The organism is Meiothermus hypogaeus (assembly GCF_003574035.1).
GTDB classification, from domain to species: Bacteria; Deinococcota; Deinococci; order Deinococcales; family Thermaceae; genus Meiothermus; species Meiothermus hypogaeus.
The window spans coordinates 1-13786 of record NZ_QWKY01000079.1 but is presented as its reverse complement, the minus strand read 5'-3'; the positions used below and the strand labels follow the sequence as shown (position 1 = coordinate 13786).

The following is a 13786-nucleotide window of genomic DNA, read 5'->3' as shown; positions in this document are numbered from 1 at the left end:
CTGGCAACCTGGTGTTCTGCAAAAGCTGTTCGGGGCGGGCTGGGGGGGATGGGCCTGGCTTTGTTGGGCGCGGTGCTGCTGGTGCTGGGGGCCGATGGCTTGCTGGGCGCAGCCCTGGCCTGGTGGGGCTCTTTGCTGGCTGTGCTGGCGGTTTGGGGGGGCGACCTGCTCTGGGCCGCTCGCCGAACCCTGACGGTAGTGGCGCTTGGAGCTGCGCTGCTGGGGGGCGCAGTTGGTTGGCTTGTGGGCGGTCAGGGTGCGCTTCTGGTATGGGCGGTGTTGTCGGCCACTGCCACAACCCAGGCGCTCTGGCTTTTAGGGCAGCCGGCAGCCCTGGTACGGCTCAAATGGCTTAGAACACACCTGAAGCCCTGGATGGTGCTGCTGGCCCTGGCGGTGCTGGTGCGCATTCCGGTGCCGCTATGGCCCGAGGGCTTCGCCCTGATCAGCCTGGTGCAGATGTTGCTCATTAGCCTTGCCGCGCTATGGTGGGGCTACGCGCAGGTAGGGGCCCGGATTGGGCTGCTGTTTGCGCTGGCCTTTGCCCTGGGCCTGGGGGTGGAGCTTCTGGGCAGTAAAACGGGCCTGCCCTTTGGGCAATACACCTACCTGGGGGCCCCGCCGCCTACCGTGCTGGGCGTGCCCCTGATTGTGCCGCTGGGCTGGTTTGCCCTGGTGCTCTCGGCGCATGGGCTGGCTGGGGGGCGGCCCTGGCTGACCGGACTGCTGGTGGTGGCCTGGGACTTGGGCCTGGAAGCCCTGATGCCTGCCAGGGGCTACTGGGCCTGGCAAGACCCCCATCCCCTCTGGTATGGCGCTCCCTTACAGAACTACCTGGCCTGGTTCGCGGTGGGTGCCCTGATTTCCTGGATGTACGGTCGGCTGGGGCCCGAGTTGCACCGAAACAGGTCTTTTGCCTGGGCTTACCGGCTCGAGGCCCTGTTCATCCCCGTTGGGTTGGCCCTGTTTGGCCTGTGGCCGGCGGCTTTGGTGTGCGGCCTGGCCATGAACGCGTTGGCCTGGGGCTCGTATCTGCGGCGTGCTGGAGGGCCCGGACGAGTGCCGATGACCGAAGGCTAAAGGCCCGGTGCTGAAAGCCTTTCGAATCGTGCCTGGCGGTCTGCGATATGCGACCGTTTACGCCAAGCCCAGCCCCTCGACCTGGGGCGCTTGACCCTGGTAGGGTGTAGCCAGGATGCGACCTTGGGAACGATTGCTGGCCGCCTTCTTCCGGGCGTTGTTTCGGCGCTCGGTGGTGCGGGGCTTGCGGGGGGTATGGGTGCGGGGGGAGTTGCCGGGGCAAGCCTGTGTGCTGGCGGGCAACCACCATTCCTGGTGGGATAGCTATCTGCTACCGGTTTTGTTCTGGAGCGAAAAAGTATCTTTCAAGATTATGGTGGGGGAGCGCCGCTTGCAGGAGTTTGCCTTTTTTCGCCACCTCGATACCGTCTCGGCGGCCCGGCCCCGCGATGCCCTGCGGGTTTTGGGCCAGGGCGAGGTGCTGGTGGTGTTTCCCGAGGGTGAGCTGCGCCCGCCGGGAGCCCTGGGTGAGCTGAACAAAGGGGTGGTCTGGTTCGCCGAGAAGGCAGGGGTGCCCCTTGTGCCGGTGGCCTCGAGGGTCGCCCTGCGCGGGCACGAGTTTGCCGAGGCCTACCTGGTGTTTGGCGAACCCCTGGGGCCTGACCTGAACCTGCTGCACGAGCACCTAAAACAGATGCTCACCGAACTGGACCAGCAGATTCGCACCGCCCCCGCCGAGGAACCGCTACCCGGTTTTGAGCTGCGCCTGGCTGGACGCAAGAGCACCCACGAGCGCATGGCGGTCTGGGGGGCAGCGCTGGGTAAACTGACGGGAGGACGCTGAAAGCCGCTGGCGCAAACAAGGCCGATGGTTGCTGGTTCGTTCCTCACCTGACCCCTATGCCTGCTCCCCTCGATTACGTTTTCTACGCGGTACTGGCCTGGCTGGGGCTGAAGCTCGGCATTCTCCTCCTTAACCTGGGGTTTTTTCCGGTACTGCGGCGGGAAAAGCTGCAGGGCCCACGCCCCACGGTATCGCTCCTGGTGCCCGCCCGCAACGAGGCCCACAACCTGCGCGAGACCCTACCGGGGATGCTCCTGCAAGGGGTGCAGGAGATTCTGGTTCTGGACGACCACTCCACCGATGCCACCGCTCAGGTGGTGGAAGAGTTCAGCCGACAGGATGCCCGGGTGCGCCTGATTCCAGGCCTGCCCAAACCCGAGGGCTGGATGGGCAAGAACTGGGCCTGCTTTCAACTGGCCCAGGCTGCCCAGGGGGAAGTACTGCTCTTTACCGATGCCGACGTGTACTGGCGCAAGCGTGGGGTGCGGGCGGTGCTGGCCCGGATGGAGCGGGAGCGCGCCGGGCTGGTCTCGGTGTATCCGCGCCAGATGACCCCCAGCCTGGCCGAGCGGGTGCTTTTGCCCTTGATTGACGATGTGCTTTTGTGCTACCTGCCCTATCCCCTTATCAGGACGCCCTTTCCTTCGGCGGCGGCGGCCAACGGGCAGGTAATGGCCTTCACCCGGCAGGCCTACCTGGCTGCGGGGGGCCATGCGGCGGTGCGGGGGGAGGTGCTCGAGGATGTGCGCCTGGCGCAAAAGACCAAAGCAGCGGGGCAGTGCCTGGCTGTGGCCCTGGGGGGCGGTCTGGTGTCGGTGCGGATGTACCGGAGCTTTGCGGAAATAGTCGAGGGGTTGGGTAAGAACCTGATCGAGTTCCACGGGCGCAGTCGGGGGGTGCTGGCGCTATCGTACCTGGGCCACCTGACGGCCTATACGCTGTGCTGGCCGCTGGCGCTGCTCGAGCCCGGCTGGTTGTGGGTGGGGGCCATGGGTCTGCTGGAGCGTCTGTTGCTCAACCTCAAAACCGGACGGGCGTGGTGGGAGTTTGGGCTGGTGCCCCTGGCCCCACTTTTCAGCACGCCCATCTATTTGCGCTCTGGGCAAAAGAAGTACACCTGGAAAGGACGAGAATATAGCCGATGAGGACAATAGTGGTAGGAGCGGGTTTTGCCGGGCTGGCTGCGGCCTTGCGGCTTCGTCAAGCCGGTTTGGAAGTGAGCGTTATTGAGCAGTTCGACCAGCCGGGCGGCAAGGCCATCGGCTGGGAGGGGGTGCCCACCGGCCCCACGGTGCTTACGCTGCCCGAAATTCCCCGCCAGATTTTGGGTGCCTTTGGGCGCGATTTACCTGGGCTCAAACCCGTATCCCCGCTTACCCGCTATGCCTGGCCCGATGGCCGGGTCTTTGCCCCCGAGCTCGAGCTAGGGGCCACCCTGGCCCAGCTTTCGGCCCAGGAAGCCCGCGATTACCGGCGCTTACTGGGCGAAGCCCGCACCATGTACGAAGGGGCTCGAGAGACCTTCATCTTTGGCCCGCCTCCGCAGACTTTTCGGCTCCTGCAGTACGGCTTGCGCGAGGGCGTGAAGGCACACCCCTTGCAACCCCTCTCGGCCCTGGTGCAGTCAGGCCCCTACCTGACGCCTTTTTTCCTGCGCTTTGCTACCTACCTGGGGGCCAACCCCTACCGGGCCCCGGCGGTCCTCCACAACATCGCCTGGGTGGAACTGGGGCTGGGGGTGTTTCATCTGCCGGGCGGGATGCGGGCTCTGGCCCAGCAACTCTACGAACTGGCCCGGGCGCAGGGGGTCAAGTTTTTGTTCGGGCAAAAAGTGCTCCGGCTACAACGCCTGCCGGGTCGGGTGGGGGCTTTGCAAACCGATCAGGGCTGGCACAGCGCTGACCTTTATGTATCGGCGGCGGATCGGCACTTCACCCTGGCGTGGCTGGGCCTGCCGCTACCCCAGGAGGCCCTGGGGGTCTCGGGCTTTGCCGTGCTGATGAAGCTCGCCGAGGCCGTGCCGCTGGGTCATTACATCTACTTTTCACCGGATTACCGCGCCGAGTGGCGCGAAATAGCTGCCGGGCGCTGGCCCCAGGACCCCACCCTGTACCTGCACACCGACGGCGACACCGCCTTCTTGCTGGTCAATGCACCGGCTTTGCCGCCAGGCGCCTCGAGCCCCTCCGAAAGCCAGGCCTACGCCCAGCACCTGCTTAGAAAGCTAGAGCGGCATCCCCTTCCCATTGCGGCCTGGCGGGCCCTTAGCCCCCTGGACTACAGCCAGACCGCCTACCGGGGGGCCCTGTACGGGCGGGCCCCGCACGGGTTGCTGGGGGCGCTGCGCCCCGGCTGGGAGGTGGCAGGTCTGCGGAACCTGGCCCAGGTAGGCGGCACGGTGCACCCCGGCGGGGGGGTGCCGCTCTCCATGCTCTCGGGGTGGAACGGGGCGGGCTGGCTGCTCAGCCGGTTTTTGGGCCAGAGGGGAGGGGCCCTTTGAGGCTAAAGGGGGTTGCTGCCAGGCGGCCCCTACCCCAGCCCAAAGGCTATCCCTGGGGGCGCTTCGCGCATCTACCGCGCTGGGCGGGGGAGCCTTTGGCGTTGCTGGAAGAAGGAGCCGCCCTGGGGCCGGTGTTTGGTCTGGGCCTGGGCCGCTGGGCAGTGGTGGGCTATAGCCCCGAGTGGAACCGCAGGCTGCTGACCGACCTGGAAACCTTTCGCTCTAAAGGCAGCTTCTCTAGCCTCACCCCCTATCTGAATGGCGGCATCATCACCACCGATGCCCCCAAACACAAGCCCAAGCGCCAGGAGCTGAACCCCTACTTTCACGCCAAAGCCCTGGTAGGGCTGAAAGGACGCATCCGGGCCGCTCTGGAAGAAAGGAGGCCCCAGGGCGAGTTTGAAGCCAACAGCTGGGCCTCCCTGGTGGCCCAGGTGAGCCTGAATGTGGCCTACTTTGAAGGTCGGTTTCCCGCGGGTGAGCTGGCCCGCTTCCTGGCCCCCCTCAAGCGGCCGTTTCCAGCCCCGCTGTGGCCGCGCCCGCTACTTTTTGCCCAGGTTCGCCGTCGGGTAGCGCAGATGCGGGCGGCGGGCTTTGGCCTGGCGGCCCACCTACCGGGGGAGGAAGTTTTGATTGGGCTGGCCGCGGGCTACGATACCACCGCCCATACCCTGGCCTGGGCCTTGTGGCACGCGGCCTGCTACCCGCACTGGCACACCCCTGAAGGCCACCCCTTGCTCATTAAAGAGACCCTGCGCCTGTACCCGCCGGGCTTTATCGGCAGCCGCCGGGTCGCCCAGGCGCTCGAGTTCGACGGATACCTCATTCCCAAGGACTCCCTGGTGCTCTACAGCCCCTACCTGACCCACCGCCACCCCGACCTGTGGGAAAGGCCCCTGGCCTTCGATCCGTCCCGCTTCCAGGGGCGCATCCCGGCCTGGGGCTACCTGCCTTTTGGCGGAGGGGAGCGCATCTGTTTGGGGATGCACTTCGCCCAGATGGTGCTGGAGGTCGCCCTCTCGCTGTTTGGGCCGCTCGAGCCCCTGCGGGGCGATCCCCAGCCCAGACCCGGCCTGACCCTGGCCCCCAGGGGCGAACTGTGGCTGGGCTTGGGAGCATAAGCGGCCTTACGAAGAGCGCTCTAGTGAGCTGCTGCAGGTGTCCCTGTCTGTCCACCTCGAGCCCCAAAGCCACCCCCACCCCGCAGCTCGTCGTTGGGCAGCACCACGATAAAGATGAGTGAAATCAGCACAAAAATCGCCGCATAGAGGAAGATGTTTTTTTCGGCTTTGGTGATGCCGTTGTTCAGGGCGTTTTGGAGTTTTTCTTTGGTCTGCTCGAGGCTGGCGACCACGGTCTGCGGCACTTCTACCAGGGCTTTTTGCTCAGCAACTGCCAGGTTCTCCCGCACCGCCTGGATGGCTTTTTCCTCGGCGGTGGCCTCGGCTTTTTGCAGGTTCTCGATCACGGCCTTTACCGCCTGTTCGATGGCTTGGGCCTGCACTTTGCGCAGGTTTTCCCGTACCGCCTTTACCGCCTGTTCGGTGGCGCTAGCCTGGGCGGCTTGCAGGTTTTTCCTGACGGCTGCGATGGCTGCTTCGGTGGCTTGGGCCTGGGCTTTGCGCAGGTTTTCCCGCACCGCGGCGGTGGCCGCCGCGATGGCCTTGCTTTGAGCCTGAGCCAAGCCTGCCTTGACCCCGGCGATAGCCTGGGCCAATGCCTCGGCCTGGGCCTGCTGTAGCCCAGCCCTGATCCTGGACTCGGCCTGCTGGGTAGCAGCCGCGACGATCCGCGGAATCTGGGCCTCGAGCTCGGCTTTGACCTGGGCCAAGGCTGCGGAGCGGACCTCGACGGGGGGCGGGTTATCCAGGAGGCCCTGGATGCGGGGATCCAGGTTGGGGTCGGCCCGAAGGGTCTGGGCAGCCTGCTCGTCGCCCTGGAGGGCGGCCTCGAGCAGATTTTTGGTTTGGGCGATCTGGGCCTGGACCTGGGCGGCGATCCCGCCTTGGGGAATCTGCTGCTTGAACTGGGCCGGAACCTGCGGGTTGTTCTGCACGGCTTGGTAGGCCTGCGCGTCGCCGTTCAGGGCCGCGATCAAGAGCCCCTCGAGCTGTTTGAACTGGGCCGGGATGCCGCCTTTGACCAGCCGGTTTTTGAGGTCGGCGGGAACCTGGGGATTGCTGACGAGGGCAGTGTAGGCCGTCTCATCCCCCCGGAGGGCGGCCTCCACCTGGCGCTCGAGCTGGACGAACTGGGCGGGAATGCCCCCCTTGACCAAGCGGGATTTCAGCTCGGCGGGGACTTGCGGGTTGTTGACCAGCGTGGTGTAGGCTTCGGGGTCGCCTTTGAGCGCGGCTTCGACTTGGGCCTCGAGCTTTTGGAACTGCGCCGGGATCCCGCCCTTCATCAAGCGGCTCTTGAGTTCCGCCGGGACCTGCGGGTTGCTTACCAGGGCGTTATAAGCCCGCAGGTCTCCCCGCAAAGCAGCCTCCACCTGGCGCTCGAGTTCCTTGAACTGGGCGGGAATGCCCCCCTCGACGAGCCGGGACTTGAGCTCCGCCGGGACGTTGGGGTTGCTCATCAGGCGGTTATAGGCCGCAATGTCTCCGCGCAAAGCGGCTTCGACCTGATCGCCAAGCTCCTTGAACTGCGCCGGGATGCCGCCCTTGACGAGGCGGGACTTGAGCTCGGCGGGCACGTTGGGGTCATTCATCAGCTCGGCATAGGCTTTCTGGTCGCCCTTGAGGGCCGCGGCGACCTGGGCCTCGAGCTTTTGGAACTGCGCGGGGATGCCGCCCTTGACAAGGCGGGACTTGAGCTCGGCGGGCACGTTGGGGTCATTCATCAGCTCGGCATATGCTTTCTGGTCGCCCTTCAGTGCGGCGATTACCTTGGCCTCGGTGTCCTTAAACTGGGCTGGGAGCCCTCCCTTGACCAGCTTGCTTTTTACGTCTTCGGGAACATCCTTATTCGCCATCAGTTCTTCATACGCGGCCTCATCGCCTTTGAGTGCGGCTACGATCTGGGCCTCGAGCTTTTGGAACTGCTCATCCAGGTTGGCTCCGGTTCCTCCCTCGCTCTGCCGCACCAGCGCCCCAGGCTTGCAGGAGGCGTTGTCGGGGAAGACCTTGCAGGTTTCGGCGTTCAGGCTTTGGGTGAGCACCGTTCCCAACAGGGCAATCCCGATGGTTGAGCCAATCTGCCGGATAAGCTGGGTGGCTGCGGTAGCCGAACCCAGGCGCTGCAGCGGGATGTTGTTTTGCGCGGCGATCTGCAGCAGCGACTGCGAAGGTCCCAGGCCAAGGCCCAGCAGGAAGAAGAAAATAACCGCCAGCCACAGTGGGGTGCTTACGCTCAGCACAAAGTGCAATGCCAGGAAGACCGCCAGCAGCCAGATGGTGCCGATGAGGAGTAGCGGTTTGTAGCGCCCCAGCCGCCCCGAGAGAACCCCACTGCCGGTTGCGCCGAGTACCACCCCCACCGTTAGGGGCAGCACCGTGACGCCCGAAGCCGAGGCCGAGACCCCCTTCACCACCTGGAGATAAAGCGGTAAAAAGGCCACCGCCCCCAAGAAGGCCGGGCCATAGAAGAAGGTGGCAGCAGAAGCGATGCTAAAGGTGCGAATCTTGAGAATCGAGAGGTCAAAAAGCGGGTGTTTCTCGCGGCTTTGCGACCATACCCAAAGCACCAGGGCTACTGCGCTCAAGGCGAAGAGGCCCAGGATGCGGGGGCTGGTCCAGGGGTAGGTGCTGCCGCCCCAGGAAAAGGCCAGCATCAGCGGGACGGTCCATACGATCAGCAGCGCGGCCCCCAGGAAGTCGAAGGTCTCGCGGTGATCGGGCTTCAGTCGGGGCATAAAGCGCCCGATGAACCACAAGGCCACTGCGCCTACCGGCATGTTGATGTAAAAGACCCAGTGCCAAGAGAGGTGGTCGGTGAGGAGGCCGCCCAGCCAGGGTCCGACTGCACTGCTAACCCCAAAAATTGCTCCGAAGAGGCCGCCTATCCGGCCACGTTCGCGGGGGGGGAAGAGCACCGCGATGGTGGTAAGGGCTAGGGCAAAAAGCGCCCCACCCCCAATTCCCTGAATGCCGCGGAAGAGGATCAACTCGGGCATATTCTGGCTCAGTCCGCACAGCGCCGAACCCCCCAAGAAGATCAGGACGGCGATGACCAGGATGGATTTGCGGCTAAAGAGTTCAGTCAAACGCCCGAAGATAGGAGCCGAGACCGTGGAAGCCAGCAGATAGGCGGTGGTGACCCAGGCATAAAGCTCGGTGCCGTTGAGGTCGGCGATGATCTTGGGCAGTGCTGTGGAAACAATGGTCTGGTCGAGTGCGGCCAGGAATAGCCCCAGCATGATGCCAATGAGGGTCATGCGGGTCTCGCGGGACATCCCATTTGATGTTTCGGAAGACGCGGAACTGCTGCGGATGGGCTCGGCCATGACTATTCCTTTCCTGCGGTCTCGCCCTCGGCGAGAATATCCAGCAACTCGACAAACTGGTGGCGCTGTGCGGTGGTGAGGCGCTCGAGCCTCCGTTCCATCGCCCGAAGCATGCACTGGCGGCTTTCCTCGAGCACCGCTTTGCCGTGCTCGGTAAGCTGGAAGTGGTAACGCCGCAAGTCGCCGAGATCCAGCGAGCGCGCTACCAGGCCGTTGGCCTCGAGCCGCTTGAGCATCTGGCTTACGGTAGGGGCTGGCATCTGCATGATTCGTACTACCTCGGTGGGGTAGTGGTATTTTTCAATCTCACTCAGAAGCCAGGGATCGGTAGGGGCCAGACCCAGCCGCTCGAGGCAGGGCAGGGTTTCCTCCCGCACTTCCCGACTCAGCTTCCATATGCTGGTTAGTATTGTCCAGGCCATAACTTTAGTAAGATACTTTCAAAATGAACTATTGTCAATACAAAGTATTCATTTTCAAATTGTACATTTGCAAAATAACTTCGCAGGGGTTGCAGGCCCGCCTGCAGCCTTCCTGCTAATGTTTGGAAAGTGCTACCCTGGTTGTTTTTCACAAATACCCCGCACCGCCTCCTTTAGCAAGGATGGGCACGGGGCGCATTAACTACGACGTGATGCCGAGACGAAAATAATCCCGTATCAAAAACACTCCCATTCTTCCCTGGTGATTTCCATCGGCACAAACTCGGACTTGGGGGCCAGGCCAAAGTTGAAGCGAGGGGTAGGAACCGGAGGGGTTGGTACATGCCGAAAACCCGCTTTCTCGAAGGCCCGTTGGGCGCGCAGGTTGTGCTTGTAGGTGCGCAGCTTGACCTTTTGCAGCCCCAGGGTGCAGAAGGCGTATTCCAGTACTGCTTTGACCGCATCGGTACCGTAACCCTGTCCCCAGCGGTCTTTGGCCCCAATCAGGATGCCCAGGGTGGCTTCGCTGCGGGTCATTTCGTAGAGCTCTACCGTGCCCAGCCACTCGCCCTTTTCGTCCAGAATCCCGAAGCCTAAGCGGTCGCCCCGGCTGACCTCGCCCATCACCACCCGTTTGAAAAGCCAGAGGGGCATTTTGAGCGGGCGGCTCCCGTTCCACTCGGCAATTTCGGGGTCGCGGAAACATTCGTAAAACCGCCGCCACTCCGTTTCGGTGAGGGCTTCGGTAAAGGGCTTGAGGGTGACTTTCCCATGGCGGGGCCAGGTGTTGCTGAGCGTCACCTTTTTAGCATACGGCAAAGCCCAGGGGACAATGGTTTGGGCTGACAGGATAGCGGTATAGACTGAATAGGTCATGCTCGAGAAAGCCACACAAATCGTTCAGGATGCCGTTGAGTCGGGCCGGATTCCGGGAGCCGCGCTGGGTGTGGTGCATCTGGACGGGTCTAAGGAAATGTTTTGCGCGGGCCTCAAGCATCTGCAAAAACCGGGGGTGATAGACCCCGATACGCTGTTTGACCTGGCCAGCCTGACCAAGGTGCTCTTTACCGTGCCCCAGATACTTCGCCTGGTCGAAGAGGGACTGGCCGACCTGGACGACCCGCTTTCGCGCTTTTTGTCCGAGATGGCCTGGATGCAAGGCTCGGAGTTGCCGCGTCGTACCCTGCGCCAACTCCTCGCCCATGTTTCGGGCCTGCCGGGCTGGGAGGCCATCTATACCTGGGGGGGTGAAAGCCATACCCTTAAGCAGCGGGTTTTGCAGCAGCGCTGGGAGGTGGGGCCGGTGGGGTCGCATGTTTACTCGGACATCGGTTACATCTTGCTGGGCCTGGTGCTCGAGCGCGTCCGGGGTCACAGCCTGGCGGCTTTTGCGCTTCCAGAAGGGTTTTGCTTCAATCCCACCGAGCCCCAAGACTGCGCCGCGACCGAGCAAGACCCCTGGCGTGGAAGGGTTTTGCAAGGCGAGGTGCACGACGAGAACTGCTTTGCCCTGGGGGGGGCTACCGGACATGCGGGGCTTTTCGGCAGCCTGAGAGGGGTTCTGGCCTATGCTCAGCGGCTGATGAAAGGCGAGGTGCTCACGGAGGCGGCTCTGGCAGAGATGCGTCGGCCTCAACACGCCGAGCGGGCTTTGGGCTGGCAAATTCCCCAACCTGCTTTTAGCGGCGGCAGCCTGTGCAGCCGCCAGACCCTGGGCCACACAGGCTTTACTGGAACCGGCGTCTGGATGGATTTTGAGCGGGGCTATGCCTGGGTTTTGCTGACCAACCGGGTGCACCCCAGCAGGCACCGGGAAACCGGCATCTTGGAACTGCGGCGGGCGGTGGGGAACGCCATTGCCGCAGCGTGGAAGGGCTGATTGAATAAGCGGAATCAGGCAAAAACCTGCCCTGCTCAGTCCAGCACTTCATCTGCCGGGCTGTTCTCGAGGATCCCCCGCCAGACCAGGGCCACCACGGGCAGGGCGACGACCAGGAGCAGCAATGCAGCCAGCAAACTTTCCATACATCCAAGCTAGGGTGGTTTGGTCAGCGGGGGGTCAGTGTGGCTCTGACAGAACCTCAGGAGGCTTCGTCTTTGCTGGGGTTTTTGGATAGGGCCCGCTGGTTGGCTTTGATGCCAGCGTCGAAGTCAATCTCCATGGGCGGTTTGTCGTCCATATCTACAAATACCGAAGGGTTGTACGGCTGAGAATTACGGGCATCTGAGGCTGAATGTCTGTTGGAGGGGTTCCGTCTGCTCAAGTAGTAAACCCCGGCACCCAGCAATATCAGAAGCCCCAGGAGCACCCCCACCCATACCCAGGTCATATGGCCCTATGTTACCGCAGTTCGGCTGGATGGGGCTTGAGGTGCAGGGTTTTGGGCTACCCCTGCTTCAGGGCAAAAAAATCAAGTCTGCTTGGGCATCAAATGACCTCGCGGAAACCGATGGCCTCGGCCCGGGCTTGCAACTCGCGCTTAAGGAGGGCGTGTTCGGGGTTGTCCAGGTAGGGGTCGGCTTCCAGGATGGCCTTGGCCAGCGCCCGGCTCTGTTCAATGATTTCCTGGTCGGAAGCCAGGTCGCCCAGCCGCAGGTCGGGCATCCCCGACTGCCGCACCCCGCGCAGCTCGCCGGGGCCGCGCAGCTTCAGGTCTTGCTCGGCGATGTAGAAGCCATCGGTGGAGGTCTCGATGACCCGCAGGCGCTCCAGGGTGCGCTTGGAGGTCTCGCCGGCAATCAGGATGCAGTAGGACTCGAGCCCGCCCCGCCCCACCCGCCCACGCAGTTGGTGTAGCTGGGCCAGCCCGAAGCGCTCGGCGTTTTCGATGATCATCAGGGTGGCCTGGGGAATGTCCACCCCCACCTCGATCACGGTGGTCGAGACCAGGAGGTCGAAGGCCCCCAGCTTGAAACGCTCCATCACCGCGTCCTTTTCGTCGGGTTTCATTTTGCCGTGCAGCAGGTCTATGCGCACATCCGGCAAGAGCGTTTCGAGTTCCGCGCGCAGCCGGGTGGCCGCAGCCAGCTCGGCGGTGGCCTCCGACTCGCCCTCTTCGATCATGGGCGTGACCACAAACACCTGGTGGCCTTTCTGGATTTCCTGCCGGGCGAAGGCATAGGCCTGGGTGCGGGTTTTCTGGGTGAGGATTTTGGTCTTGATGGGGGTACGACCGGGGGGTAGCTCGTCGATTTGGGAGACCTCGAGGTCGCCGTACAGGGTCAGGGCCAGGGAGCGCGGAATGGGGGTGGCCGACATCACCAGCACGTCGGGGCGCTGCCCCAGCAGCCGGCGGCGTTGCAAGACCCCAAAGCGGTGCTCTTCGTCTATCACCGCCAGGCCCAGGTCGTGGAACTCCACCCCGTCCTGGATAAGGGCATGGGTGCCCACCACCACCTGGGTCTGGCCGTTTCTGAGCCGCTCCTGCACGGCCCGCTTCTCGCTTGCGCTCATGGAGCCGACCAGCAAGTCCACCGAAACCCCCAGTGGGTAGAGGTAGCGGGTCAGGTTTTCGAAGTGTTGTTTGGCCAGTATCTCGGTAGGGGCCATCAGGGCCCCCTGGGCGCCGTTCTGGGCGGCCACATAAAGAGCGGCAGCGGCCACCGCGGTTTTGCCCGAGCCCACATCGCCCTGCACCAGCCGGGCCATCTGCCGCTCGGACTGCATGTCTTCCAGTATCTCGTTCAGCACCCGCTCCTGGGCGCCGGTAAGGGTGAAAGGAAGGGTGGAGCGGAAACGCTCGATCATCCCGGGGGTTACACGGAACATCCGGCCCAACAGGGCCGAGCCGCCCGACTGAATCATCACCTTGAGTTCCAAAAGCAAAAACTCGTCGAACTTGAGCCGGTAGAGGGCTTGCTCGAGTCTGGCCTCCGAATCGGGAAAGTGGGCCTGACGCAGGGCTTCGTCCAGGGCTAGGGCGCCGGGTTCCGGGGCCCGGTTTGCGGCTCCCTGTCCTTTCAAATAGGGCTCGAGGGGGTCGGGTATCTCCTGGAAGGCTTCCAGAGCCCGCCAGACCGCCCTTCGCAAAAAAGCCTGTCCAATGCCCTCTTTGGCGGGGTAGACCGGCACGATGCGCCCGGTAGATAGGGATTCACCACCTTCGTCCTCGAAGTATTCCACCATCATGGAGACCTGGCCGCCGCGCTTCTGCACCCGCCCCGAAAGCACCATGCTGGCCCCTTCGGGCATCTGCTTGAGTACCCAGGGCTGATTGAACCAGATGCCAGTAAACTTCCAGCCCCACCCGTCCATAAAGCGTACCTGTACCAGTTGCAGCCCTTTTCTGGGGGTCTTGACCAGCTCGCGGCTGAGTACCCTGCCCACCAGGGTGGCCTTGGTGCCGTCCTCCACCTCGCGCACCCCTTGCAGCGTGCGGCGGTCTTCGTAGCGGCGGGGGTAGTAGTGGAGCAGGTCGCGCACCGCCCGAATGCCCAACTCGGCCAGCTTTTTCTTGCTGCCCGGCCCCAGGTTCAGGGCTTCGATGGGGGTGTCGAAGTGAAAGGGGCTAGGGGATGGGGCGTGAGGGGTAGAACGCGGGTTCTCTCTTGAC

11 protein-coding genes are annotated in these 13786 nt (G+C 63.6%); 6 read left to right on the top strand and 5 right to left on the bottom strand.

The features are described 5' to 3' along the window. The 5 genes from Mhypo_RS14855 to Mhypo_RS14835 form a co-directional block, all read left to right on the top strand. Window positions 1–1080, top strand: a 1080-nt coding sequence (locus Mhypo_RS14855) for a carotenoid biosynthesis protein (RefSeq protein WP_420846000.1), incomplete at its 5' end; no start/stop codon positions are given. A gap of 115 nt (window positions 1081–1195) precedes the next feature. After that, a complete protein-coding gene (locus Mhypo_RS14850; RefSeq protein ID WP_119342060.1) occupies window positions 1196–1864 on the top strand; it encodes a lysophospholipid acyltransferase family protein in 669 nt (222 codons plus the stop codon). A 56-nt stretch (window positions 1865–1920) separates the two neighbouring features. After that, window positions 1921–3009 carry a glycosyltransferase family 2 protein gene (locus tag Mhypo_RS14845; RefSeq protein WP_119342059.1) on the top strand — a complete coding sequence of 363 codons (1089 nt, stop codon included), beginning with the start codon at window positions 1921–1923 and terminating at the stop codon, window positions 3007–3009. Next, the gene (locus Mhypo_RS14840; protein ID WP_119342058.1) at window positions 3006–4364 is read left to right on the top strand and encodes a phytoene desaturase family protein; all 1359 of its coding nucleotides are present in this window, start codon (window positions 3006–3008) and stop codon (window positions 4362–4364) included. Before Mhypo_RS14845 ends, Mhypo_RS14840 begins: the two co-directional genes overlap by 4 nt. Then, window positions 4361–5485, top strand: a complete 1125-nt coding sequence (locus Mhypo_RS14835) for a cytochrome P450 (protein ID WP_119342057.1) — start codon at window positions 4361–4363, stop codon at window positions 5483–5485. Before Mhypo_RS14840 ends, Mhypo_RS14835 begins: the two co-directional genes overlap by 4 nt. Before the next feature lie 20 nt (window positions 5486–5505). Here Mhypo_RS14835 and Mhypo_RS14830 read toward each other — a convergent pair whose 3' ends face one another. From Mhypo_RS14830 to Mhypo_RS14820, 3 genes are all read right to left on the bottom strand, one after another. Continuing rightward, the gene (locus Mhypo_RS14830; RefSeq protein WP_119342056.1) at window positions 5506–8760 is read right to left on the bottom strand and encodes an MDR family MFS transporter; all 3255 of its coding nucleotides are present in this window, start codon (window positions 8758–8760) and stop codon (window positions 5506–5508) included. A gap of 53 nt (window positions 8761–8813) precedes the next feature. Then, window positions 8814–9233: a MarR family winged helix-turn-helix transcriptional regulator gene (locus tag Mhypo_RS14825; RefSeq protein ID WP_119342055.1), complete on the bottom strand. Its 420-nt coding sequence runs from the start codon at window positions 9231–9233 to the stop codon at window positions 8814–8816. 237 nt (window positions 9234–9470) lie between these two features. Beyond that, window positions 9471–10034, bottom strand: a complete 564-nt coding sequence (locus Mhypo_RS14820) for a GNAT family N-acetyltransferase (RefSeq protein WP_119342062.1) — start codon at window positions 10032–10034, stop codon at window positions 9471–9473. A gap of 73 nt (window positions 10035–10107) precedes the next feature. Between Mhypo_RS14820 and Mhypo_RS14815 the strand changes: the two genes are divergently transcribed. After that, complete coding sequence (locus tag Mhypo_RS14815) at window positions 10108–11112, top strand: serine hydrolase domain-containing protein (protein WP_119342054.1); 1005 nt, start codon at window positions 10108–10110, stop codon at window positions 11110–11112. Window positions 11113–11314: 202 nt separating this feature from the next. Here the strand turns inward: Mhypo_RS14815 and Mhypo_RS14810 are convergent, their stop codons facing one another. Both Mhypo_RS14810 and recG read right to left on the bottom strand, forming a co-directional pair. Beyond that, window positions 11315–11563 (bottom strand): hypothetical protein, encoded by a 249-nt coding sequence (locus tag Mhypo_RS14810; protein ID WP_119342053.1) that lies wholly within the window; start codon window positions 11561–11563, stop codon window positions 11315–11317. Window positions 11564–11661: 98 nt separating this feature from the next. Next, window positions 11662–13786 (bottom strand): ATP-dependent DNA helicase RecG (gene recG / locus Mhypo_RS14805; RefSeq protein WP_119342052.1); only part of this gene is annotated, 2125 nt, incomplete at its 5' end.

Excerpts from the sequence above, each read along its gene's own strand:
- Mhypo_RS14850 (WP_119342060.1), top strand. The coding sequence starts at position 1,196 with ATGCGACCTTGGGAACGATTGCTGGCCGCCTTCTTCCGGGCGTTGTTT.
- Mhypo_RS14845 (WP_119342059.1), top strand. The coding sequence starts at position 1,921 with ATGCCTGCTCCCCTCGATTACGTTTTCTACGCGGTACTGGCCTGGCTG.
- Mhypo_RS14840 (WP_119342058.1), top strand. The coding sequence starts at position 3,006 with ATGAGGACAATAGTGGTAGGAGCGGGTTTTGCCGGGCTGGCTGCGGCC.
- Mhypo_RS14830 (WP_119342056.1), bottom strand. The coding sequence starts at position 8,760 with ATGTCCCGCGAGACCCGCATGACCCTCATTGGCATCATGCTGGGGCTA.
- Mhypo_RS14825 (WP_119342055.1), bottom strand. The coding sequence starts at position 9,233 with ATGGCCTGGACAATACTAACCAGCATATGGAAGCTGAGTCGGGAAGTG.
- Mhypo_RS14815 (WP_119342054.1), top strand. The coding sequence starts at position 10,108 with ATGCTCGAGAAAGCCACACAAATCGTTCAGGATGCCGTTGAGTCGGGC.
- Mhypo_RS14810 (WP_119342053.1), bottom strand. The coding sequence starts at position 11,563 with ATGACCTGGGTATGGGTGGGGGTGCTCCTGGGGCTTCTGATATTGCTG.